The 23,175-nt window shown below is 61.9% G+C and carries 16 protein-coding genes and 1 pseudogene; 9 read left to right on the top strand and 8 right to left on the bottom strand.

Going from position 1 to position 23,175, the window contains the following annotated elements:
- Positions 1-213 precede the first annotated feature (213 nt).
- On the bottom strand, positions 214-819 hold the full coding sequence (azoR, locus tag AC1M2H_RS15300; RefSeq protein ID WP_133599964.1) for an FMN-dependent NADH-azoreductase: 606 nt from the start codon (positions 817-819) through the stop codon (positions 214-216).
- Positions 820-1,020: 201 nt separating this feature from the next.
- Here azoR and hrpA point away from each other — a divergent pair, with 201 nt between their 5' ends.
- Entirely contained in the window at positions 1,021-4,923 is a 3,903-nt protein-coding gene (gene hrpA / locus AC1M2H_RS15295; protein ID WP_480147983.1) for an ATP-dependent RNA helicase HrpA, read from the top strand.
- Positions 4,924-5,805: 882 nt separating this feature from the next.
- Here the strand turns inward: hrpA and AC1M2H_RS15290 are convergent.
- The 7 genes and pseudogenes from AC1M2H_RS15290 to AC1M2H_RS15260 form a co-directional block, all read right to left on the bottom strand.
- Positions 5,806-6,465 (bottom strand): O-methyltransferase, encoded by a 660-nt coding sequence (locus AC1M2H_RS15290; RefSeq protein ID WP_480147982.1) that lies wholly within the window; start codon positions 6,463-6,465, stop codon positions 5,806-5,808.
- Positions 6,466-6,480: 15 nt separating this feature from the next.
- Positions 6,481-7,866: an efflux transporter outer membrane subunit gene (locus tag AC1M2H_RS15285; protein WP_480147981.1), complete on the bottom strand. Its 1,386-nt coding sequence runs from the start codon at positions 7,864-7,866 to the stop codon at positions 6,481-6,483.
- Positions 7,863-8,948 (bottom strand): HlyD family secretion protein, encoded by a 1,086-nt coding sequence (locus AC1M2H_RS15280; protein WP_480147980.1) that lies wholly within the window; start codon positions 8,946-8,948, stop codon positions 7,863-7,865. Before AC1M2H_RS15280 ends, AC1M2H_RS15285 begins: the two co-directional genes overlap by 4 nt.
- Positions 8,949-8,976: 28 nt before the next feature.
- A complete protein-coding gene (locus AC1M2H_RS15275) occupies positions 8,977-10,629 on the bottom strand; it encodes an MFS transporter (RefSeq protein ID WP_480147979.1) in 1,653 nt (550 codons plus the stop codon).
- Positions 10,629-11,060, bottom strand: a complete 432-nt coding sequence (locus tag AC1M2H_RS15270; protein WP_480147978.1) for a MarR family winged helix-turn-helix transcriptional regulator — start codon at positions 11,058-11,060, stop codon at positions 10,629-10,631. Before AC1M2H_RS15270 ends, AC1M2H_RS15275 begins: the two co-directional genes overlap by 1 nt.
- Before the next feature lie 265 nt (positions 11,061-11,325).
- Entirely contained in the window at positions 11,326-12,600 is a 1,275-nt protein-coding gene (locus AC1M2H_RS15265) for a Glu/Leu/Phe/Val family dehydrogenase (RefSeq protein ID WP_480147977.1), read from the bottom strand.
- Positions 12,601-12,781: 181 nt separating this feature from the next.
- A pseudogene (locus tag AC1M2H_RS15260) lies at positions 12,782-12,901 on the bottom strand (hypothetical protein); the annotation flags it as partial.
- Between the two features lie 224 nt (positions 12,902-13,125).
- On the opposite strand from AC1M2H_RS15260, the gene AC1M2H_RS15255 reads away from it, so the two are divergent.
- From AC1M2H_RS15255 to aldA, 8 genes are all read left to right on the top strand, one after another.
- Positions 13,126-14,331: a bifunctional succinylornithine transaminase/acetylornithine transaminase gene (locus AC1M2H_RS15255; RefSeq protein ID WP_480147976.1), complete on the top strand. Its 1,206-nt coding sequence runs from the start codon at positions 13,126-13,128 to the stop codon at positions 14,329-14,331.
- A gap of 18 nt (positions 14,332-14,349) precedes the next feature.
- Complete coding sequence (gene astA, locus AC1M2H_RS15250) at positions 14,350-15,372, top strand: arginine N-succinyltransferase (RefSeq protein ID WP_480151950.1); 1,023 nt, start codon at positions 14,350-14,352, stop codon at positions 15,370-15,372.
- A complete protein-coding gene (gene astD / locus AC1M2H_RS15245; RefSeq protein WP_480147975.1) occupies positions 15,363-16,829 on the top strand; it encodes a succinylglutamate-semialdehyde dehydrogenase in 1,467 nt (488 codons plus the stop codon). Before astA ends, astD begins: the two co-directional genes overlap by 10 nt.
- A gap of 22 nt (positions 16,830-16,851) precedes the next feature.
- Entirely contained in the window at positions 16,852-18,192 is a 1,341-nt protein-coding gene (astB, locus tag AC1M2H_RS15240) for an N-succinylarginine dihydrolase (RefSeq protein WP_480147974.1), read from the top strand.
- A 10-nt stretch (positions 18,193-18,202) separates the two neighbouring features.
- The gene (gene astE, locus AC1M2H_RS15235) at positions 18,203-19,198 is read left to right on the top strand and encodes a succinylglutamate desuccinylase (protein ID WP_480151949.1); all 996 of its coding nucleotides are present in this window, start codon (positions 18,203-18,205) and stop codon (positions 19,196-19,198) included.
- Between the two features lie 10 nt (positions 19,199-19,208).
- On the top strand, positions 19,209-20,645 hold the full coding sequence (locus tag AC1M2H_RS15230) for an amino acid permease (protein ID WP_480147973.1): 1,437 nt from the start codon (positions 19,209-19,211) through the stop codon (positions 20,643-20,645).
- Positions 20,646-20,721: 76 nt separating this feature from the next.
- The gene (locus AC1M2H_RS15225; protein ID WP_480147972.1) at positions 20,722-21,525 is read left to right on the top strand and encodes a YdcF family protein; all 804 of its coding nucleotides are present in this window, start codon (positions 20,722-20,724) and stop codon (positions 21,523-21,525) included.
- A 201-nt stretch (positions 21,526-21,726) separates the two neighbouring features.
- Positions 21,727-23,166, top strand: coding sequence for an aldehyde dehydrogenase (gene aldA / locus AC1M2H_RS15220; protein WP_480147971.1), 1,440 nt, complete (start codon positions 21,727-21,729; stop codon positions 23,164-23,166).
- Positions 23,167-23,175: the final 9 nt, after the last annotated feature.

The following is a 23,175-nucleotide window of genomic DNA, read 5'->3' as shown; positions in this document are numbered from 1 at the left end:
CACTCTGGTGTGTACATAGTACCTATCGATGATTTTTCGACATTTTGTCAGGTCAGGCCTGGAGGTCGGAGCCAGCTGGCCGCAAGCCGTGAGCGCTATCGTATACGTTGGAGGATTTACAGACAGAATTAGCTGCTGATTTTACGAGGCGTCTCGTAAGGTGGGGGACGGTGAGAAAAAACTCCCACCGGGCGGTGGGAGTGGCAATCTATATTACGCTGCAACCACGCTATCGATGGCCGCTTTCGCGTCGTTCTGCGCTTTGGCAGCCACTTCCGGACCATAAGCGATACCTTCAGCGAAGACGAAGTTCACGTCGGTGATGCCGATGAAGCCGAGGAAGGTCGACAGGTACGGGGTTACCAGGTCAGTCGGGGTATCTTTATGGATGCCGCCACGGCTGGTGACAACGACGGCGCGTTTACCGGTAACCAGACCTTCCGGCCCTTTCTCGGTGTAACGGAAGGTGACGCCGGCGCGTGCTACCAGGTCGAAGTAGTTTTTCAGCTGCGTCGGGATGTTGAAGTTGTACATCGGCGCGGCGATAACAATCACGTCATTCGCCTGCAGCTCGGCGATCAGCTCGTCGGACAGCGCCAGCGCTTCCTGCTGACGCGGGGTCAGCGGCGCATCGCTCGGACGCAGAGCACCAACCAGTTCACCATCCAGTACCGGGATCGGGTTTGCTGCCAGGTCACGCACGGTGATAACGTCTTCAGCATGCTTTTCACGCCATTGTTCAACAAAATAGTCGGACAGCTGACCGGATTGCGAGTACCCTGCCAGAATACTGGATTTGAGAACTAATACTTTGCTCATGGGTGTTTCCTTATATGAGATTGACGGGTCGATGCCCTGGTGCTTGCTGACACTTTATTCACAATCATGCCACAGAGAAAGCGCAATAAATCGAACTCAGTGTTCAGTTTTTTTGAACAAGGCATGAATTGAGCAGCTGTGGTAATCTACAGCAATACTTCAAAAGAGATTTTTCCTGGCAGAGCACTGCCCGATAACGCTATGACAGAACAACAAATTTTCACCTTTCCCCAGCTCTTCCAGCAGCTCGACGGTCTGATGCTGCGCGACAGATCGCGCTTTTCCCGCCGTCTGCACGGCGTGAAGAAGGTTAAAAATCCTGAATCCCAGCAGGCTATTCTGCGGGAGATGGCGCAGGAGATTGCGGCGGCGGCAGGGAGAGTCCTGCTGCGCGAAGCGGCGCGGCCAGCGATTACCTATCCGGAAAACCTGCCGGTAAGTCAGAAAAAACAGGAGATCCTCGAAGCCGTGCGCGACCACCAGGTGGTGATCGTGGCGGGGGAGACCGGCTCCGGTAAAACCACCCAGCTGCCGAAAATCTGTATGGAGCTGGGACGCGGGGTAAAAGGCTTAATCGGCCACACCCAGCCGCGTCGTCTGGCGGCGCGTACCGTGGCGAACCGCATCGCCGAGGAGCTGCAAAGCGAACCGGGCGGCTGCATCGGCTATAAGGTGCGCTTTAGCGACCACGTCAGCGACAACACCATGGTCAAACTGATGACCGACGGTATCCTGCTGGCGGAGATCCAGCAGGACCGCCTGCTGATGCAGTACGACACCATCATCATCGATGAAGCCCACGAACGCAGCCTTAATATCGACTTCCTGCTGGGCTACCTGCGGGAGCTGCTGCCGAAGCGTCCGGATCTGAAAGTTATCATCACCTCGGCGACCATCGACCCGGAACGTTTCTCGCGCCACTTTAACCACGCGCCGATTATCGAAGTCTCCGGCCGCACCTGGCCGGTCGAAGTTCGCTACCGGCCGATTGTGGAAGAGGCCGATGATACCGAACGCGATCAGCTGCAGGCGATTTTCGACGCCGTCGATGAGTTGGGCCATGAAAGCCCCGGCGATATTCTGATCTTTATGAGCGGCGAGCGGGAGATTCGCGATACCGCCGATGCGCTCAATAAGCTCAACCTGCGGCATACCGAAGTGCTGCCGCTCTACGCCCGGCTGTCGAACAGCGAGCAGAACCGCGTCTTCCAGTCACACAGCGGGCGGCGGATCGTGCTGGCGACCAACGTCGCCGAAACCTCGCTGACGGTACCAGGAATTAAGTACGTTATCGACCCGGGCACCGCGCGCATTAGCCGCTACAGTTTCCGCACCAAGGTGCAGCGCCTGCCGATTGAGCCCGTGTCCCAGGCCTCCGCTAACCAGCGTAAGGGCCGCTGCGGCCGCGTATCGGAAGGGATCTGTATTCGTCTCTATTCCGAGGATGATTTCCTGTCGCGCCCGGAATTTACCGACCCGGAAATTCTGCGCACCAACCTGGCGTCGGTTATTCTGCAGATGACCGCGCTGGGGCTGGGCGATATCGCCGCCTTTCCGTTCGTTGAGGCGCCGGACAAGCGTAATATTCAGGACGGCGTGCGCCTGCTGGAGGAGCTCGGGGCGATTACCACCGACGAGCAGCTGACCGCCTATAAGCTGACGCCGATGGGCCGCCAGCTCAGCCAGCTGCCGGTTGACCCGCGCCTGGCGCGGATGGTGCTGGAAGCGCAAAAGCACGGCTGCGTGCGCGAGGCGATGATCATCACCTCGGCGCTGTCGATTCAGGACCCGCGCGAACGGCCGATGGACAAGCAGCAGGCCTCGGATGAGAAGCACCGCCGCTTCCACGATAAAGAGTCGGATTTCCTCGCCTTCGTCAACTTATGGAACTACCTCGGCGAGCAGCAGAAGGCGCTGTCGTCGAACCAGTTCCGCCGCCAGTGCCGCGTCGATTTTCTTAACTACCTGCGGGTGCGCGAGTGGCAGGATATCTACACCCAGCTGCGCCAGGTGGTGAAAGAGCTGGGCCTGCCGGTCAATAGCGAACCGGCGGAGTACCGCGAAATTCATATCGCGCTGCTGACCGGGCTGCTGTCGCATATCGGCATGAAGGATACCGACAAGCAGGAGTTTACCGGCGCGCGCAACGCTCGCTTCTCGATCTTCCCGGGTTCCGGGCTGTTTAAGAAACCGCCTAAGTGGACCATGGTTGCCGAGCTGGTGGAAACCAGCCGCCTGTGGGGACGCATCGCCGCGCGCATCGACCCGGAGTGGGTGGAGCCGGTGGCGCAGCATCTGATTAAACGCTCATACAGCGAACCGCACTGGGAGCGGGCGCAGGGGGCGGTGATGGCGACGGAGAAAGTAACCGTCTACGGTCTGCCGATCGTCGCCGCCCGCAAGGTGAACTACAGCCAGATTGACCCGGCGCTGTGCCGGGAGCTGTTTATCCGCCACGCGCTGGTGGAGGGCGACTGGCAGACCCGTCACGCCTTCTTCCGCGATAACCTCAAGCTGCGAACAGAGATCGAAGAGCTGGAGCACAAATCGCGCCGCCGCGACATCCTGGTCGATGACGAGACGATGTTTGAGTTCTACGATCGGCGCATCGGCCATGAGGTTATCTCGGCGCGCCATTTCGACAACTGGTGGAAGCAGGCCAGCCGCGAGACTCCGGATCTGCTCAACTTCGAAAAGAGCATGCTGATTAAAGAGGGCGCGGAGAAGGTCAGCAAGCTGGACTACCCGAACTTCTGGCATCAGGGCAGCCTCAAGCTGCGCCTGACCTACCAGTTTGAACCGGGGGCCGACGCCGACGGGGTGACGGTACATATTCCGCTGCCGCTGCTCAATCAGGTGGAGGAGGCCGGATTCGAATGGCAAATCCCCGGCCTGCGCCGGGAGCTGATTATTGCCCTGATTAAGTCGCTGCCGAAACCGGTGCGGCGTAACTTCGTGCCGGCGCCGAACTACGCCGAAGCCTTTTTAGGCCGCGCGACGCCGCTGGAGCTGCCGCTGCTGGACTCCCTGGAGCGCGAGCTGCGGCGGATGAGCGGGGTGACTATCGACCGCGAGTCCTGGCAGTGGGATCAGGTGCCCGATCACCTGAAAATCACCTTCCGGGTGGTGGATGATAAGAATAAGAAGCTCGCCGAAGGCCGTTCGCTGCAGGAGTTAAAGGAGGCGCTGAAGGGCAAAGTGCAGGAGACGCTCTCAGCGGTGGCCGATGACGGTATCGAGCAGAGCGGGCTGCATATCTGGAGCTTCGGCACGCTGGCGGAAAGCTATGAGCAAAAGCGCGGCAACTATCGGGTTAAGGCCTGGCCGGCGCTGGTGGACGAACGTGACAGCGTGGCGATTAAGCTGTTCGACAATCCGCTCGAGCAGCAGCAGGCGATGTGGCGCGGCCTGCGGCGTCTGCTGCTGCTGAACATTCCGTCGCCGATTAAATATCTGCACGAGAAGCTGCCGAATAAAGCCAAGCTGGGGCTCTATTTTAACCCCTACGGTAAGGTGCTGGATCTGATTGACGACTGCATCTCCTGCGGCGTCGATAAGCTTATTGACGAGGCCGGCGGGCCGGTATGGAGCGAAGAGGGCTTTGCGAAGCTGCACGAAAAGGTCCGCGCCGAGCTTAACGATACGGTGGTGGAGATTGCCAAACAGGTTGAGCAGATCTTGACCGCAGTGTTCAACGTCAATAAGCGGCTGAAAGGGCGCGTGGATATGAGCATGGCGCTGGGGCTGTCGGATATCAAGGCGCAGATGAGCGGCCTGGTCTATCGTGGATTCGTCACCGGCAACGGCTTCCGCCGGCTGGGGGATACGCTGCGCTATCTGCAGGCGATTGAAAAACGCCTGGAGAAAATGGCCGTCGATCCGCATCGCGATCGTGCCCAGATGCTGAAGGTTGAGAGCATCCAGCAGGCTTGGCAGCAGTGGTTCAATAAGCTGCCGCCGGCGCGCCGCGACGATGAGGATGTGCAGGAGATCCGCTGGATGATCGAGGAGCTGCGCGTCAGCTTCTTCGCCCAGCAGCTGGGGACGCCGTACCCGATTTCCGATAAGCGGATCCTACAGGCGATGGAGCAGCTCGTCGCCTGATCGGCCGGTTGATGGTCGTTTTTAGGGGGGGTTGGGCGAATAAGCGCGTTGGCTGCTCGTGTTATGGATCTTCCGTCCAGTTTCGTGGAATGTTCCGTTCACGATGAATCCAGCGCTTTTCTCACACCCGCTGCGGGTGAACGGCACGGGGGGCGTTTCGCCCGCCCCCCGTGGCCCCCAGCATGGCGCTGAAAACTGCCGCTGCGCGGTACGCTCCACTCCGGCTTCATCTGGCGGACCGGGCAGGACTCGACGTCCCTGTCTCGACCTGCCTCTCTGGCCGCTTTATTCGTCCCATCCATGGGACTCACCCCTTCGGGGCCGACGCTAGCGTCGTTCATAAACGCTCCCGGCGTTTTTGTCCTGGCGGCCAGTCCTGGATGCGCGCCTGCGTTCCCGCCAGTTTTCTTGATGCGCCTTAACTCCCGCGCTGCCAACCCGTGGCAATTAGGTTGCGATTTCATTGCTGGAAGAACTTTCAGCAATGACCATGCAGGCATGAGGCATCGGGATATGTAGCAGGGGGTTGGGCCGGCTAAAAATCGCTGAGGCGCAGGCGGCTGGCCGGGGCCGCCAGCATGGATGCTGGCGGAGGCAAGCCTTACAGGGACGTTACCTCTTGCCGTCCCCGAATAGCCAGACGGCGGAGACGAAGGTATCGCGCAGCGACGATTTTTCTTGCCGGGATGCCGGGTCCCCAGGGCCGGGCGAAACCGGCCCTGGGCCGTTCACCAGCACCCCTGGAAACAGAAAAACGCGGAACCGATAGTGAACGGAACATTCCGCCGAACATTTCACAGAACAAGCTAAGAAAACACGCCTTCGCCCAAACCACCATTTACGGCGATCCATTAGCTAAGCCCGACCCGAACCGCGCAAAATCTACCCGTTGACCCATGCCAGCGTAAACCCGTCCCAGCCCTTGCTGCCCACCGTCTGCAGCGCCGTCACCGTCAGGCGCGGGTCGCTGCCCATCATCTCAATAAACCGCCGCACGCCCTGGACTCGCTCGTCAGCGCTATGCGGATTCGTCACTTCCCCATCCCGCACCACGTTATCGCCGATAATCAGCGTTCCCGGCCGGGAGTAGCGCAGCGCCCGCTGCAGATAGTGCGGATTGTTGGGCTTATCGGCGTCGATAAAGATCAGATCGAAAGCGGGGCGCTCGCCGAGGCTATCGAGGACTTCCAGCGCCGGGCCTTCGCGCAGCTCGACCCGGTCGTCCACGCCCGCCAGTCGAAGATTCTGCCGTGCAATGTGCGCATGATGCGGGTCGGCCTCCAGGGTCAGCAGCTCGCCGTCCGGCGGCAGCTCGCGCGCCATCCAGATGGTGCTATAGCCCCCGAGCGTGCCGATCTCCAGCACCCGACGGGCCCGGGTGATGCGCACCAGCAGCGCCAGAAACTGGCCCTGGTTGGCGGCAACGTCGTAGGCCGGAAGGCCGGCGCGCTGGTTATTCTCCAGCACCCGCTGCAATAGCGGGTCGTGGGGGATCAGTGCTTCAACAAGATAATTATCTACAGCAGACCATTGTTGTTGCATGCACAATTTCCTGTATTACGTCCCTGATGAATCAGACCAGCCGCCTCCCAGCGCCCGATATAAATCAACCTGCGCCAGCAGCAGATTATTTTGCACCTGCACGACGCTGATTTGCGTCGAGAACAGGGTGCGCTGGGCGTCCAGAACCTCGAGATAAGAAGAGTAGCCGTTGCGATAGCGGTTGCCGGCAATCCGCAGCGTCTCCTGCGCCACCGCCTCCTGCTCCTGCAGCTCCGCGATCTGCTCGCCGTAGCGGGTGATGGCGTCCAGGCTATCGTTGACCTCGCGAAACGCGCCGCGCACCGTTTTCTCATAGCCGTACAGCGCCTGGTTACGCTGGGCCATCGACACGTCGACCTGGGCGTTCAACGCCTGGCGGTTAAGCAGCGGGGCGAGGATGCTGCCGCCGATGCTCCACAGCCGCAGCGGATTATCGAGCAGGTCGGGCAGCGTGCGGTCCTGCATGCTGCCGGTGGCGGTCAAATCGATCGACGGCAGCAGGCGGGCCTGAGAAGAGGCCAGGCTGGCGTCGGCGGCCAGCAGCTGGCGCTGGGCCTGCACGATGTCAGGACGGCGGTTCAGCAGGCTGGAGGGCAGCTGCGACGGCATCGCCAGCGGGGTCAGACGGGCAAAATCCTGGCGTCGGATGGCCTGCGGGTTGCCGCCAATCAGCACGCTGAGGGCGTTCTCCTGCTGGGCGATTTGGTGCTCCAGCGGCGGGATCTGCGCCCGGGTAGAGCGCAGCTCCGAATCGGCCTGCATTAGCTCGAGGCGCGAGGTATAGCCGGTCTCAAACTGACGCTTCGCCATGCTGTAGGCGGCGTCGCGGGATTTCAGCGTCTGCCGGGTGACCCGCAGCTGTTCGTCGAGGGAGAGCAGCGTCAGGTAGCCGGCGGCCACCGAGGCGGCGACGGTCAGATCGGCGGCGGCGGCGGCGGCCTTCTGCGCCTCAAGGCTGGCCTCGGCGGCGCGGGAGGCGCTGCGGTTGGCTCCCCAGATATCGACCTCATAGCTGGCGGTCAGCCCGCCCTTATAGAGCGTGCTGTGAACGGGCAGGCCGGTGGCGGCGGACTGCGCGCGGGCGCGGCTGCCGGTTAGGGATGCGTCGAGCGTCGGAAACAGGCTGCTATCGGCGGCGTAGGCCCGCGCCTGGTACTCGTTCACCCGCTCGCGGGCGATCAGCACATCGCTGTTATAGCGCAGGGCCTGTTCCACGTACTGATTGAGCTGGCTGTCGTGAAAATTGCGCCACCATACGCCCTCAAGCGGGCTGGCGGGGCCGATATCGGCGCGCCAGGCGGCGGGGATCTGCAGCGACGGCGCGGCGGGCGGCACGTCGGCCGACCGGCAGCCGGCCAGCGCGACGCCGAGCGCCAGCGCAAGGGTGAGCCGGCGCATCATGGCTTCTCTCCCTCATGGGTATCGATGGTGACCTGCACCGACATGCCGGGGCGCAGGCGCGGGCTATTTTTCTGCCCCTCATCGACCGCGATGCGCACCGGAATGCGCTGGGCAATTTTGACAAAGTTGCCGGTGGCGTTGTCCGGCGAAATGGCGCTGAATTCAACCCCGGTCGCCGGGGAGATGCTCTGGACGACGCCGCTGAACTTCTCGCCGTTGAGCGCATCGACGCTAAAGGTCGCAGCCTGGCCAATGCGAATGTGCGCCAGCTGGGTCTCTTTCATATTGGCGATCACCCAGTGCTGCGGCGGCACCAGCGACGTCAGGTGAGTGCCAGCGCTGACGTAGGCGCCAAGCCGCACGGAGATCTGCCCCAGCTGTCCGCCGGTTGGCGCGACGATCCGCGTGTTCTGCAGATCGATATCCGCCAGCTCCAGCGCGGCCCTGGCGCTGGCAACGTCGGCTTCCAGCGCGTCGCGGTTAACGATGGCGGATTGCAGATCCTGGCGCGACACTTCCAGCGTGGCTTTCGCCTGTTCAATATCGGCGGTGCCCTGCGCGGCGCTGGCCCTTGCCGAGTCGCGCTCGCGAACCGACAGCGAACCGTCGGCGGTCAAATCCTGCACGCGCTTCAGGTCGGCCTGGGTTTTCTGACTCTGCGCGCGGGCGTTTTGCAGCGCCGCCTCATTGCGGGCAATCACCGCCTGGGCGCTTTTGCGCTGCTGCTGGTTATTTTTCAGCGCCGACTCCTTCATCGCCAGGGTCGCCTGCGCCTGGTGGACGCGCTGCCGGTAGATCCGGTCGTCAATCTGGAACAGCGTCTGCCCGGCCTGGACCTGGGCAAAATCCTGGACGTTGACGGCGGTGATATAGCCGCTGACCTGCGGGCTGATAAAGGTGGTCTGCCCGCGCACATAGGCGTTATCGGTAAACTGACTGTGGCGGGTAAAGGGCGGCAGCTGCCACGCGTATAAAACCACCAGCACCCCAACAAGGCCAATGGCGGCGGCGGTGAAAATAGAGACTACGCGAATATTATTGCGGGTATTGGCCTGTTGCCTGGCGGCATCCTGCTGACTCATAACGACTCCAGAGTAAAAATTATCTTTGTTATTTGCTTCCCGTCGCGCGTTTCAGCGCAATGCGAGCGGTAATACGCAGCCTTATCAGGCGCCAGAAGACCCAGATCAGCGTAGCGGCGGAAATGATCGCCGTCAGCAGGTAGGTGTCATTGTAGGCGAGAATATTGGCCTGTAGCGTTGTGGCGTTCTGCAGGAGCGTGCTGGCCTGCACGCTCAGCAGCGCGCTGTCGCCAATCTGGCTCTGATACATCTGGCTGTACTGCTGCAGGCGCTCGGCAACCAGCGGATTGAGCGTGGTTATCTGGTCGGCGAGCTGGCTGGAGTGAAATTTCTCCCGCCAGGTCTGGAAGGTGCCGAGGAGCGCCGAGCCCAGCAGGCCGCCGATATTCTGGCTCATGCCGAACAGCACCGAAAAGCTCACCAGGTTGCGCTGGTCGGCAATGACCCCGCCGATCCCGGCCAGCATCGCCGGCGCCAGGAAGAACGCGCTGCCGAAGCCGAGCAGGAACTGGCTGAACATCAGCTGTTCGGGACGCGTCAGGATGGTCGACTGGCTGTCGAGCAGCGAGGCTACCATGATCAGCGCCAGGGCGGTGGCGGTGGGCCAGTAGAGCCGCTGCGGGTTCAGCGTCAGGCAGCTGGCGATAATTCCGCAGAGGATCCCGGCGAAAATCGACCACGCCAGCTGGGTCATCTGCTCGTTCTGGAGCCCCACGTACTGCAGCCAGCCGATAACCCCGGTATTCTGCTCCGCCAGCACGATACGCATCAGCAGCATAATTAACCCCAGCCGCAGGATACTGCCGCTGGAGAGCCAGTGGATGTTAAGCAGCGGGTTGCTGCGGCCGTTCTCAAAGGCGATGGCCGAGACAATCAGCACCACCGCCCCCGCCAGCGCCCAGCCGATCCACGGCGCCTCAAACCACCAGTCAAGGCGGCCCAGCGAGAGGACGGCGCAGACCAGAGCCATGCCGGGGGCCAGCAGAATAAAGGTAATAAAGTCCTTTTTCTCGAACACCTTCTTCCGATCGCTGGGGGGCAGCTTGAGCACCATTACGCAGGCGAGGGAGACCAGCGCCAGCCCCAGTTCAAAAAAGTAGAGGCCGCGCCACTCGTCAAGCTGCAGCAGCTCCGTTGAGAAAAGGCGGGCGAGGGGGATCGCCAGCGAGGAGCCGGTGATCCCGATGGTCAGCGCCTTCAGGCGGTGGCGGGCGGGCCATGCCTGCACCTGATAATAGATGCCCAGCGAGCTGAGGGCCGCCGCTACCATGCCGTGCGCGGCGCGGACCATGATCGCCGAGCTGAGATCGTTGACGAAGAGGTGGAAAAAGGTCACCAGCACGTACAGCACCAGGAAGCCTTCGGTAAAGGCGCGCAGGCCGAACTGCTGGCGAAATTTGACCAGCAGCAGGTTGATCGAGACGTTGGTCATGACGTAGACCGCTGGCAGCCAGGCGATCTCCGTCGACCAGGCGGCGAAGGTTCCCTGCAGGTTCTGCAGGTTGGCGGTGACCACCGCGTTGCCGAGCGCGCCGGTCAGGCAGACCAGCAGCCCGACAATGCCGTAGGCGATACGCTTTGGCGTCGGGTGGATCGGCGTCGAGGGCGAACCGAGGATCGCCGGCTTTTCATGCGGCGCCCAGTCGTGGGGCACGTAGGGGTTTTCAGGACGGCGAGGCATTACTTTTTCTCCACCTCGTGCAGCAGTTTTTCCAGCACCAGGTGCGTTTGCTCCCGCTCTTCGGGGCTAATGGCGCTTAAGATCTCTTCGCGTAAATCATCGGCCACCGTTTTGACCTGCTGATAGAGCGCAAGGCCTTTGTCGGTGGCAACCAGCAGACGCTTGCGCCGGTCGCTGTCGGTTTTGACGCGTTCCACCAGCGCCAGATCCACCAGCCGGTTGATCAGCGGCACAATGGTGGCACTCTCTACGCCCAGCTCCTGGGCCAGCTCGCTTTGCGACAGCGGCTGCTCGTTGCGGGCAATCGCCGAGACCGCGACCCAGCTGGCCTGGCTCATGCCGAGGTCCTTGAGGCGGCGGTTGACCGCCAGCCGCCAGTGATGGGCGGTGAGGTACAGTAAATGGGAAAAGGTAAGCTGTCGGTTATCCATAGTTTTCTGCAAAAGCTTCCGCAAAGTCATTAGAGCTCTAATGATTTTATGCCCGACGGATTGTCGAATTCAAGGTGAAATAAAATAATTGTTAATGGGTTGTACGAAACATGTACGGCGGCGGTGAATATGCGCACAGCTCCCGCGCTGCCGGTCTTCAATCAGCAGGAGGCCGCGTTAGCGCGGAAAATAATATAAGCGGGCGGTGAAAGGGCAAAAAAGCCCGGGCGAGAGCCCGGGCGGTTGGGGCGATCGGCGTTGAGCCTTAGCCCGGATAGATCCCGCGATCTTTACGCGCCATCAGAATACGCTCACAGGCGACGATATAGGCCGCGGTACGCAGAGAGCACTCTTTCTCGATGGCTTTCTCGCAGACGTGGACGATCGCATCGGTCATGATGCGGTCCATTTTGGCGTTGATCTCCTCTTCGCTCCAGAAGAAGCTTGCCATATCCTGCACCCACTCGAAGTAGCTGACGGTAACGCCGCCGGCGTTGCAGATAACGTCCGGTACCACGATCACGCCGCGCTCGGCCAGCACGTCATCGGCTTCCGGATAGGTCGGACCGTTCGCGCCTTCCAGCACCAGCTTGCAGCTGATTTTTTCCGCGCGCTCGCGGGTGATCTGCCCCTCCAGCGCCGCCGGGATCAGAATATCCATCGGCGTGGTCCAGAAGGCTTCTTTGTCGATTTCACGCGCGCCGGGGAAGCCGGCAATCTGCTTCTTCTCCGTCTGCCATGCGGTCAGGGCGGCCATATCGATCCCGCCCTCGTTGAACAGCGTCGCGGTGTGATCCTGAATCACCACCACGCGAGCGCCAACCTCGGAGAACAGGCGGGCGGCTTCGCTACCGACGTTACCAAAGCCCTGCAGCGCGACCTTCGCGCCTTCAATTTCAATCCCGAAGCGGCCAGCCACTTCGCGACCGGTGATAAATACGCCGCGGCCGGTGGCCTTTTCACGCCCCAGAGAACCGCCGAGGTGGATTGGCTTACCGGTGACGACGCCGGTGACGGTGGTGCCGTGGTTCATGGAGTAGGTATCCATCATCCACGCCATCACTTTGCCGTTGGTGCCGACGTCCGGCGCCGGAATATCTTTTTGCGGCCCGATGATAAGGCCGATTTCGCTGGTATAGCGGCGGGTCAGACGCTCCAGTTCGCCTTCCGACAGGCTGAACGGGTCGACGCGAACACCTCCCTTCGCGCCGCCGTAAGGAATATTGACCGCGGCGCACTTAATGGTCATCCAGGCAGAAAGCGCCATCACTTCGTTCAGGTCAACGTCCGGATGGTAGCGAACACCACCTTTACCCGGTCCACGCGAAAGATTGTGCTGTACGCGATAGCCTTCGAAGTGGCGGATGGTGCCGTCATCCATCTGCACCGGAATGTCGACGATCAGCGCACGCTTCGGGTGGCGCAGGGTTTCCACCCAGTAGGCCAGGTCGCCCAGATAGGGCGCTACGCGGTCGATCTGGCGCAGATAGGTTGTCCAGGGAGATGCACTACTTTCAGATGCGTAAGATAACTTTTCCATAAGAGTCCTGTTCTCAATGTTATTTATGTCGTGTGAAACCGTGGAATGGCTACAGCAGTAAACTCTGTGCGATGAATATTATCACCAATTTTATAAAGCAATATTTGACGGCCGCTGCGAATTTTAAATTTTTGTTAGAAATTTTATTTTCAAGTGAATAACTAAGCACGGAAAACTCGCCTCATGCACTGCATTTATATGCATAAATTATGCAGTAAAGTGAATATAAAAATAAATTATCTATATTTTTCATTATCTTGATGATCATCAAAAAGTGAATAAATGCTGGTCTGCCGTATTGACTTTACTGTGCAACAGGCCCCAGCATGAGAGTACGCAATACACAAGGTATTAACCGTGACTTAACAATTACCGCGTACTTATAAGGGTTTTATTTCCTGCGCTGAATTTCGCTTCCTCGCAGCGGATCCGCTCGCAATAAAAACGGCGCGCGCGAATTGTTAATTTTGAATATCCACGACTGACAACATTAATTATTGTCAACCATTGTTCCGGAGAAGCGTTATGTCAGGCAGTATTACTCGTGAAGATTTTGATTCTTATATGGTTCCCTGCTTTGCTCCGGCGCCGTTTATTCCGCTGAAGGCGGCGGGGTCGCGGGTATGGGACCAGCAGGGCAAGGAGTATATCGACCTCGCGGGCGGCATCGCCGTTAACTCTCTTGGTCACTGCAATCCGGCGCTGGTGGCGGCGCTGAAAGACCAGCTCGACAGCCTTTGGCATATCGGCAACGGCTACACCAACGAGCCGGTGCTGCAGCTGGCGAAAACCCTGGTTAACGCCACCTTTGCCGATAAGGTCTTCTTCTGCAACTCCGGGGCGGAAGCCAACGAAGCGGCGCTGAAGCTGGCGCGTAAATATGCGCACGATAAGTTTGGCGCCGATAAAAGCGAAATTATTGCCTTCAACAACGCCTTCCACGGCCGCACCCTGTTCACCGTATCGGTGGGCGGGCAGCCGAAATACTCCAGCGATTACGCGCCGCTGCCGCCGGATATTACCCATCTGCCGTATAACGATATTCCGGCGCTCACCGCCGCTATCTCAGCGCGAACCTGTGCGGTGATCGTTGAGCCGATTATCGGCGAGGGCGGCGTGGTTCCGGCCGATCCGGCGTTCCTGAAGACGCTGCGGGAGCTGTGCGACCAGCATGAGGTCACGCTGATTTTTGACGAAGTTCAGACCGGCGCCGGGCGGACCGGCGCGCTCTACGCCTACCAGCACTACAACGTGATCCCGGATATCCTCACCAGCGCCAAGGGGCTGGGCGGCGGCTTCCCGATCGGCGCTATGCTGGTGAAAGAGGCGTGGGCCCAGGTTTTCCAGCCGGGAACCCACGGCACCACCTTCGGCGGCAATCCGCTGGCGGCCACGGCGGCCAACGGCGTGCTGGCGCAGCTGGATGAGGCGCTGCTGGCCGGGGTTGGCGAGCGCCACGACGCGATCGTCGCGGGGCTGGAGGCGCTGAACGCGAAGTACGATCTCTTTAGCGCGGTGCGCGGCGTCGGGCTGCTGATCGGCGCCGAGCTGGCGAGCCGCCTGCGCGGCCAGGCCAAAGCGCTGACCAACCTCGCGGCGCAGGAGGGGCTGATTGCCCTGATTGCCGGACCTGACGTGCTGCGCTTTGCCCCCGCGCTCAACGTTCCGCTGGCGGACATTGAGGAGGCCTTCGTGCGCCTCGATCGCGCCGTCGCCCGCCTGACGCGCTAATCCGGGAGACGGTTTATGATGCTATTTCGCCCCGTAAGGGAAAACGATCTCGACGATATTATTCGCCTCGCTTCCCGGGCGGGGGTCGGCATGACCTCGTTACCCAACGATCCCGCGCGCCTGGCCGCGCGGATCCAGCGTAGCGTCGATACCTTCGCCGGCAGGCTGCCCCGCGGCCAGCAGGGCTTCCTGTTCGTGCTGGAGGATACCGACCTGTCGCGGGTGGTTGGCGTCAGCGCCATTGAGGTGGCGGTGGGGCTCGACGAACCCTTTTACAATTTCCGCCTGCAGCGCACGGTTCGCGCCTCGAAGGAGCTGGGGGTCTATAAAAATCAGGAGCTGCTGAACCTCAGCTACGACCACACCGGCCATAGCGAGCTCTGCACCCTGTTCCTCGACCCGGAGTACCAAAAAAACCGCAACGGCCTGTTTCTCTCGAAGGCGCGGTTTCTGTTTATCGCCGCCTTCCGGGAGCTGTTTTCGCCGCATCTTTTCGCCGAGCTGCGCGGGCGCAGCGATGAGCAGGGCAATTCCCCGTTCTGGGACGCGCTGGGCCACCACTTCTTCGATATTCCGTTTGCCGACGCCGACCGGCTGACCGGCACCGGCATGAAAACCTTTATCGCCGAGCTGATGCCGGCGTACCCGATTTACGTCTCGCTGCTGCCGGAAAACGCCCGCCAGGCGATCGGCGAGGTGCACCCGAATACCTCCCCCGCGCGGGCAATTCTCGAAAAAGAGGGCTTCAGCTGGCGCGGGTCGGTGGATATTTTCGACGCCGGCCCAGTGCTGGAGGCGCAAACCGACAGCATCAGAGCGATCGGCGAGAGCCGGTTTGTGCCGGCCACGCGCGTCATGGCGCAGCGGACGGCGCCGATCATCGTCGCCAACAGCCAGTTTGAACAGTTCCGCGCGGTGCTGCTGACCGCGGAAGAGAACCACGAATGCGAACGCGCCGCGCTGGACGCCTTACAGGTTAGCGAGACTGACCGGGTGCATGCGGTAACACTCAATCCGGAGAGCAGAACATCATGGCAATAAACGCACATTTTATCGCAGGAGAGTGGCGGCAGGGCTCGGGCGCGCCGTTAACCAAGCTGGCGCCGGAAAACCAGGCGCCGCTGTGGCAGGCGGCCAGCGCGGGGGCGGTGGAGGTGCAGGCCGCCTGCGCGGCGGCGCGCGGCGCCTTTTATGCCTGGTCTCATCTGCCGCTGGCGGAGCGCGTGACCTGCGTGCAGCGCTTTGCCGCGCTGCTTGACGCGCATAAAGAGGCCCTGGCGGAGATGATTTCTCGCGAAACCAGCAAGCCGCTGTGGGAAACCCGCACCGAGGTGCAGGCGATGATCGGCAAAGCGGCGATCTCCATTGACGCCTACGCCGAGCGCACCGGCGATCGTGAATCGGTGATGCCGGACGGCAAGGCGCTGCTGCGCCACAAGCCGCACGGGGTGATGGCGGTCTTCGGCCCGTACAACTTCCCCGGTCATTTGCCGAACGGGCATATTATTCCGGCGCTGATCGCCGGCAACACGGTGGTCTTTAAGCCCAGCGAGCTGACGCCGGCGACCGCCGAGCTGACCGTGCAGCTGTGGCAGCAGGCCGGGATCCCGGCAGGGGTTATCAACCTGATTCAGGGCGGCAAAGAGACCGGCCAGGCGCTGCTGGAAAACCGCGATATCGACGGGGTGCTGTTTACCGGCAGCGCGTCAACCGGCTTCCACTTCCACCGCTATCTCGGCGGCCAGCCGGAGAAGATGCTGGCGCTGGAGATGGGCGGCAACAACGCGCTGATCGTCGCCGACGCGGAGGACATCGACGCGGCGCTACACGTGATTATCCAGTCGGCGTTTATCTCCGCCGGACAGCGCTGCACCTGCGCCCGCCGGCTGCTGGTCAATAGCGGGGAGCAGGGCGACGCGCTGCTGCAGCGGCTGGTTACCGCCAGCGCCGGCATTCGCACCGGCCGCTGGGACGCCGAGCCGCAGCCGTTTATGGGCGGCGTCATCTCGCTGCAGGCGGCGCAGGGAATGCTGGCGGCGCAGGACAAGCTCGAACGCCTCGGCGGCAGGGTGCTGCTGCGCATGACCCAGCCGGACCCGAACTCCACGCTGCTCACGCCGGGAATTATCGACGTGACCGGGATCGATGTGCCCGACGAAGAGTATTTCGGCCCGCTGCTGACGGTGGTGCGCTACGAGCAGTTCGATGAGGCGATCCGCATCGCGAACAACACCCGCTACGGGCTGGCGGCGGGGCTGATTTCCGCCGACCCGGCGCTGTTCGCCAGGTTCAGCGACGAAGCGCGCGCCGGGATCGTCAACTGGAATAAGCCGCTGACCGGCGCCTCCAGCAAAGCGCCGTTTGGCGGCGTGGGCGCCTCCGGCAACCACCGCGCTTCGGCCTGGTACGCGGCGGACTACTGCGCCTGGCCGATGGCCTCGCTGATTAGCGAAACGCTGACGCTGCCGGCGGCAATTTCGCCCGGCCTGCCATTCTGACAACGGATTCTGTGAGGACACTATGTCTGGTTTTGAAGCTAATTTTGACGGCCTGGTTGGGCCAACGCACCACTACGCCGGGCTGTCGGTCGGTAACGAAGCCTCGCAAAATAACCGCGACGGCGTATCCAACCCGAAGAAGGCGGCGCTGCAGGGATTATGCAAAATGAAGGCCCTCGCCGACAGGGGCTTTATTCAGGGGATTTTACCGCCGCAGCCGCGGCCGAATATCGCCGCGCTGCGCGGCCTGGGCTTTTACGGCAGCGATGAGCAGGTGATTACCCGCGCCGCCGCCGACGCGCCGCATCTGCTCTCGGCGTTTAGCTCCGCGTCGTCGATGTGGACCGCCAACGCGGCGACGGTATCGCCCTCCGCCGATAGCGCCGACGGCAGGCTGCACTTTACGGTCGCCAACCTGACCAACAAGCTGCACCGCTCTCAGGAAGCGCCGACCACCGCGGCGATTTTACGCGCGACCTTTGCCGACGAAAGCTATTTCGTCCATCACCATGCCCTCGCCCAGCACGGCGACCTGGGCGATGAAGGGGCGGCGAACCACAACCGCTTCTGCTACGACTACGGCCGCCAGGGGCTGCAGCTCTTCGTCTACGGCAGGCGCGCCAGCGGCGGTGTGGCCCCGCAGAAATATCCGGCGCGCCAGACCCTGGAGGCGAGCCAGGCGGTGGCCCGGCTGCATCGGCTGAACCCGGAATATACCGTTTTTGCCCAGCAGAACCCGGCGGCCATCGACGGCGGCGTGTTCCACAACGACGTGATTGCGGTGAGCAATCGCCACGTGCTGTTCCACCATCAGCAGGCCTTTGTCCAGCAGCAGGCGCTGCTGGAAACTCTGCGGGAAAAAGCGGCCCGTCTGGATATTCCGTTTGTCAGCGTCGAGGTTCCGCAGGACCAGGTGGGGCTTAACGACGCCGTCGCCTCGTACCTGTTCAACAGCCAGCTGCTGAGCAAGCCGGACGGCAAAATGCTGATTGTGGTGCCGGAAGAGTGCCGCCAGCGGGAGAACGTCTGGCAGTACCTGAATGGGCTGGTGAGCGACGGCGCCTCGCCGATCGACGAGCTGGCGGTATTCGACCTGCGCGAAAGTATGCGCAACGGCGGCGGCCCGGCCTGCCTGCGCCTGCGGGTGGTGCTGAACCACGCCGAACTGGCGGCGGTGAATCCGCACAGCCTGATGGACGACGCGCGCTATCGGCAGCTCACGCAGTGGGTGGAAAAACACTACCGCGATCGCCTCCACGCCAGCGACCTGGCCGACCCGCAGCTCCTGAGCGAGGTCTATCAGGCCCTTGATGAACTGACGCAGATTTTGCGCCTGGGCTGCATCTATGACTTCCAGCGCTAAGGGGCCGGGAATGGACGACAAGGTGAAGGATTTACTGCATTGCCGGCTGACGGAGTGGGCGTTTCCCGCGGAAATTGAGGCGCGCTGGCTGGCGGACGGCGTGCTGCAGCTGCTGCCGCAGCGGCCGTGGCGGCAGGCGACGATCGTTTCGGCCGGCATTCACGGCAACGAAACCGCGCCGATCGAGCTGCTGCTGGAGATGGCGCACGCGCTGAGCCAGGGCCGGCAGCCGCTGTCGCAGGCGCTGCTGATCGTCTTCGGCAACCTGCCGGCGATCCGCGCCGCGCGGCGCTATCTGCATACCGATCTCAACCGCTTATTTGGCGGGCGCCACCTGCGCGCGGCGCCGGACAATGAGTCCCGGCGCGCGGCGGAGCTGGAGACGACGGTCGGGGCGTTCTATGCGGCGGCCGATGCCCACGGCCCCGTCGGCAGGATCCATCTCGACCTGCATACCGCCATCCGCGGCTCGCGCTACCGCCAGTTTGCGCTCCTGCCCGCCCGGGAGCAGGAGTACAGCGCCGATTTGTATCGGCTGCTCGCCGCCAGCGGCATGGACGCGGTAGTTCGTCATACCGAACCCGGCGGCACCTTCACCCACTTTACCGCCGAGACGTTCGCCGCCGAAAGCGCGACCCTCGAGCTGGGCAAGGTGATGCCCTTTGGTGAGAACGATCTGCGCCTGTTTGCCGCCGCCGGCGCGGCGATCCGGGCGACGATCGGCGGAGAAGCGCTGCCGTCGCGCCTCAAGGAGCCGATGCGCTATTTTGTGGTTCAGGAGAGCATCATCAAGGGCGATGATAGCTTCACTCTGCACCTCGACCCCAACGTGGAAAACTTCACCGCGCTTGCCGCCGGGCACGTCATTGCCCGCCAGGCGGAGAAGACGTGGGTTATTGATGCGCAGGCGCCCTACATTCTGTTTCCCAATGCGGGAGTGGCAAGCGGGCAGCGCGCCGGTTTGCTGTTGAAGTCTGCCGCGCCATGCCTTTCTTTGCCTCTCTGAAGGAATCGACATGACTCAACATCAACACGAGGGGCAGGAGCATCCTGCCATCGACGGGGAGCGCCCGTCGCAGCTCAAACGCGGCCTTGGCGCCCGGCACATTCAGATGATTGCGCTGGGCGGCGCTATCGGTACCGGCCTGTTTATGGGGGCGGGAAGAAACATTGCGGTGGCCGGGACTTCGATCCTGCTGATTTACCTGCTGGTGGGCTTTTTTACCTATATGGTGATGCGGGCGATGGGCGAAGTGCTGCTTACCCGCCTGGACTATCGCTCCTTCGCCGATTTCGTCGGTGATTATCTAGGACCGCAGGCGAGCTTTTACCTCGGCTGGACCTACTGGCTGAGCTGGGTGGTGACCTGTATTGCCGACGTGGTGGTCTGCGGCAGCTATATGCAGTACTGGTTTCCCGAAATGTCGGCGTGGATGCCGGCCCTGAGCACCCTCGGCATTCTGTTCCTCTTCAATTTGCTGTCGGTGAAGATGTTTGGCGAGGCGGAGTTCTGGTTTGCGCTGATTAAGGTGATCACGATTGTCGCGCTGATCGTCACCGGCGCGTGGATGATCGCCATCGGCTGGACCTCGCCGGACGGCGTGAAGGCTTCGCTGCACCACATCACCGATCCGGCGGTCTTTATGCCCCACGGCGTCACCGGCTTCCTCGCCGGCTTCCAGATAGCGATTTTCTCCTTCACCGGGATTGAACTTCTCGGGACGATGACCGCGGAGACCCGCGATCCGCAGAGGATTTTACCCAAGGCGATCAACGCGCTGCCGCTGCGGATTATCATTTTTTATCTGCTGTCGATGGTGGTGATTATTGCCGTGGCCTCGTGGCCGGGCGTCTCGCCCGACGCCAGCCCGTTCGTCACCCTGTTTGCCAAAGCCGGCCTGCCCGCCGCCGCGGCGGTGATTAACTTTGTGGCCCTGACCTCGGCGATGTCGTCGGCCAACAGCGGGGTCTACTCCAGCACCCGCATGCTGTACGGCCTGTCGGTTGAGAAGCATGCCCACGGGCAGTTCCGCATCCTGTCGCGCCATACCCGCATTCCGGTGCGCAGCCTGCTGTTCTCCTGCTTCTGCATGCTCAGCGGCACGCTGCTGCTGTTCCTTGTGCCGAACGTGATGACCCTGTTCACCATCGTCTCGACGCTGGCGGCCATCATGGTGGTCTTTAGCTGGGGAATGATCCTCGTGGCCTATCTGGTTTATCGGCAAAAGCGCCCCGACCTGCATGAACGCTCGGCCTTTAAGATGCCGGCGGGCGTGGCGATGAGCTGGCTAAGCCTGCTGTTTTTTGCCTTCGCCATTTTTATCATGATCTTCGACCCCGATACCCTGAAGGCGCTGATCGCCACGCCGCTGTGGTTCATCGCCCTGTGGCTGTGCTGGCGAGTGAAACAGAAGCGGGAAGGGCAAACGCGGCTGGAGAAACTTAACGCCTGACAGGATACAATCGCCAAATCTGCCGCGCGGCGACAAAGGAGGACTTTGGCGCCGCGCAAACTGAAAAGGAGAGGGTATGTCAGATAATTTCCCGGCGCTGTCCGCCGACACGCTGGCGGCGGCCAACCTCGTCGGCGCATGGCTGGCGCAGGACGATTTTACAACGCTGGCGCAGAAGCCGCCGTTTGAGGTGGTGGTGCTGGCGGGCAACGCGGTGATCCCGACCATTGACGCCGCCTGTCGGCTGGCGGCAGACGCCGAGGTTCCGCTGCTGATAAGCGGCGGGATTGGCCACTCGACGTCATTTCTCTATGAGGCGGTACGCAACGACCCGCGCTACGGCTCGCTGCCGGTAGAGGGGCGCGCCGAGGCGCACATCCTTGCCGATATCGCCCATCAATACTGGCACATTCCGCGCACGCGCATCGTGGCGGAAGCGCGCTCCACCAACTGCGGCGAGAATGCGCGCTTTACCCGCGAGGTGCTCGAGGCCGAGGGGCTGGCGCACCGTGCGGGCGTGGTTATCCAGGACCCGACCATGCAGCGGCGCACGATGGCGACCTTCGCCCGCGTCTGGCAGGGGGCAGATCCGCTCCCGCGCTGGTACAGCTACCCGGGCTGCGCGCCGCAGCTGCGCAATACGCCGGAGCAGGGCCTGGCGTTCAGCGGGGCGGCGCAGGGGCTGTGGCCGGTGGGCCGCTATCTGGCGCTGATCCTCGGCGAGCTGCCGCGCCTGCAGGATAGCCCCCAGGGTTACGGCCCGCTGGGTAAAGATTTTATTGCCCACGTTGATATGCCTCCGCGGATTATCGAGGCGTGGCGCCAGCTGCGCGAAGACGGCCTCCTGACCCACGCCCTCGGCGATCGCACCCTGGGCTGATGGTTTTTGCCCGTTTGCGCCTGATTTGTCGCAAACGGGCAGTCTGTGTTGCCTGAATGTAACGTTTTCTCCGGGCTCCGGCCCCGTTTTTATGAAGTAATTCACATAAATGCACCTGCGGACTGCTCGGGTCGCCTCTTATGGATAGATTTTTAACAAATAAATCACTTGTTAAAAACAATAAATCTACAGGAGCAGGCTATGACAGCACCCGTTCAGCACCCGATGTATATTGATGGTCAGTTTGTTGCCGGGCGCGGCGACGCCTGGATTGACGTGCTTAATCCCGCTACCGAAGCGCTGCTCTCCCGCATTCCCGACGGCAGCGCCGAAGACGCGCGGCGGGCCATTGCCGCCGCCGATCGCGCGCAGCCGGGATGGGAGGCGCTGCCGGCCATCGAGCGCGCCGGCTGGCTGCGTAAAATCGCCGCCGGGATCCGCGAGCGCGCCGACGAGATTGCGGCGCTTATCGTCGCCGAAGGCGGGAAGACTCAGCAGCTGGCGGCGGTGGAGGTCTCCTTTACCGCCGATTATCTCGACTATATGGCCGAGTGGGCGCGGCGCTACGAAGGTGAAATCGTGCAAAGCGACCGTCCCGGCGAAAATATCCTCGTGTTCAAACGCGCCCTCGGCGTGACCACCGGCATTCTGCCGTGGAACTTCCCGTTCTTCCTGATTGCCCGCAAGCTCGCCCCGGCGCTGCTGACCGGCAATACCATTGTGATTAAACCGAGCGAGTTCACGCCCAATAACGCCGTGGCCTTTGCGCAGATTGTCGATGATATCGGCCTGCCGAAGGGGGTGTTTAACCTGGTGTTAGGCCGCGGGGAGACCGTCGGCCAGGAGCTGGCGGCGAACCCGAAGGTGGCGATGGTCAGCATGACCGGCAGCGTCGGCGCGGGGGAAAAAATCATGGCCGCCGCGGCGAAAAATATCACCAAAGTGTGCCTCGAGCTGGGCGGCAAGGCGCCGGCGATTGTGATGGATGACGCTGACCTCGAGCTGGCGGTTAAGGCGGTGGTCGATTCGCGGGTGATCAACAGCGGGCAGGTATGCAACTGCGTTGAGCGCGTGTACGTGCAGAAGGGGATCTACGATCGCTTCGTGAACCGTCTCGGCGAAGCGCTGAAGGCGGTGCAGTTCGGCGACCCGGCGCTGCGCGATGATATTGCCATGGGGCCGCTGATTAACGCCGCCGCGCTGGAGCGGGTCGAACAGAAGGTGGCCAAAGCCCTGGCTCAGGGCGCACGCCTTGCCCTCGGCGGCAAAGCGGTCGCCGGCAGCGGCTATTTTTATCCGCCGACGCTGCTGCTGGACGTGCGTCAGGAGATGGATATCGTCCACGAAGAAACCTTTGGCCCGGTGCTGCCGGTGGTGGCGTTTGACACGCTTGAAGAGGCGCTGGCGATGGCCAACGACAGCGACTACGGCCTGACGTCGTCAATCTATACGCGCGACCTGAACGTGGCGATGAAGGCGATTAAGGGGCTGAAGTTCGGCGAAACCTACATCAACCGCGAAAACTTTGAGGCCATGCAGGGCTTTCATGCCGGCTGGCGCAAATCGGGCATTGGCGGCGCCGACGGGCGCCACGGCCTGAACGAGTACCTGCAGACCCAGGTGGTCTATCTGCAGGCCTGAGCCGCGGGG

Source organism: Klebsiella sp. F11 (genome assembly GCF_056712265.1).
This window is presented reverse-complemented; position numbering and strand designations above follow the sequence as displayed.

Bases quoted from the DNA above. Each gene is read 5' to 3' on its own strand.
- azoR (WP_133599964.1), bottom strand. From the start codon at position 819: ATGAGCAAAGTATTAGTTCTCAAATCCAGTATTCTGGCAGGGTACTCG.
- hrpA (WP_480147983.1), top strand. From the start codon at position 1,021: ATGACAGAACAACAAATTTTCACCTTTCCCCAGCTCTTCCAGCAGCTC.
- AC1M2H_RS15290 (WP_480147982.1), bottom strand. From the start codon at position 6,465: ATGCAACAACAATGGTCTGCTGTAGATAATTATCTTGTTGAAGCACTG.
- AC1M2H_RS15285 (WP_480147981.1), bottom strand. From the start codon at position 7,866: ATGATGCGCCGGCTCACCCTTGCGCTGGCGCTCGGCGTCGCGCTGGCC.
- AC1M2H_RS15280 (WP_480147980.1), bottom strand. From the start codon at position 8,948: ATGAGTCAGCAGGATGCCGCCAGGCAACAGGCCAATACCCGCAATAAT.
- AC1M2H_RS15275 (WP_480147979.1), bottom strand. From the start codon at position 10,629: ATGCCTCGCCGTCCTGAAAACCCCTACGTGCCCCACGACTGGGCGCCG.
- AC1M2H_RS15270 (WP_480147978.1), bottom strand. From the start codon at position 11,060: ATGGATAACCGACAGCTTACCTTTTCCCATTTACTGTACCTCACCGCC.
- AC1M2H_RS15265 (WP_480147977.1), bottom strand. From the start codon at position 12,600: ATGGAAAAGTTATCTTACGCATCTGAAAGTAGTGCATCTCCCTGGACA.
- AC1M2H_RS15255 (WP_480147976.1), top strand. From the start codon at position 13,126: ATGTCAGGCAGTATTACTCGTGAAGATTTTGATTCTTATATGGTTCCC.
- astA (WP_480151950.1), top strand. From the start codon at position 14,350: ATGCTATTTCGCCCCGTAAGGGAAAACGATCTCGACGATATTATTCGC.
- astD (WP_480147975.1), top strand. From the start codon at position 15,363: ATGGCAATAAACGCACATTTTATCGCAGGAGAGTGGCGGCAGGGCTCG.
- astB (WP_480147974.1), top strand. From the start codon at position 16,852: ATGTCTGGTTTTGAAGCTAATTTTGACGGCCTGGTTGGGCCAACGCAC.
- astE (WP_480151949.1), top strand. From the start codon at position 18,203: ATGGACGACAAGGTGAAGGATTTACTGCATTGCCGGCTGACGGAGTGG.
- AC1M2H_RS15230 (WP_480147973.1), top strand. From the start codon at position 19,209: ATGACTCAACATCAACACGAGGGGCAGGAGCATCCTGCCATCGACGGG.
- AC1M2H_RS15225 (WP_480147972.1), top strand. From the start codon at position 20,722: ATGTCAGATAATTTCCCGGCGCTGTCCGCCGACACGCTGGCGGCGGCC.
- aldA (WP_480147971.1), top strand. From the start codon at position 21,727: ATGACAGCACCCGTTCAGCACCCGATGTATATTGATGGTCAGTTTGTT.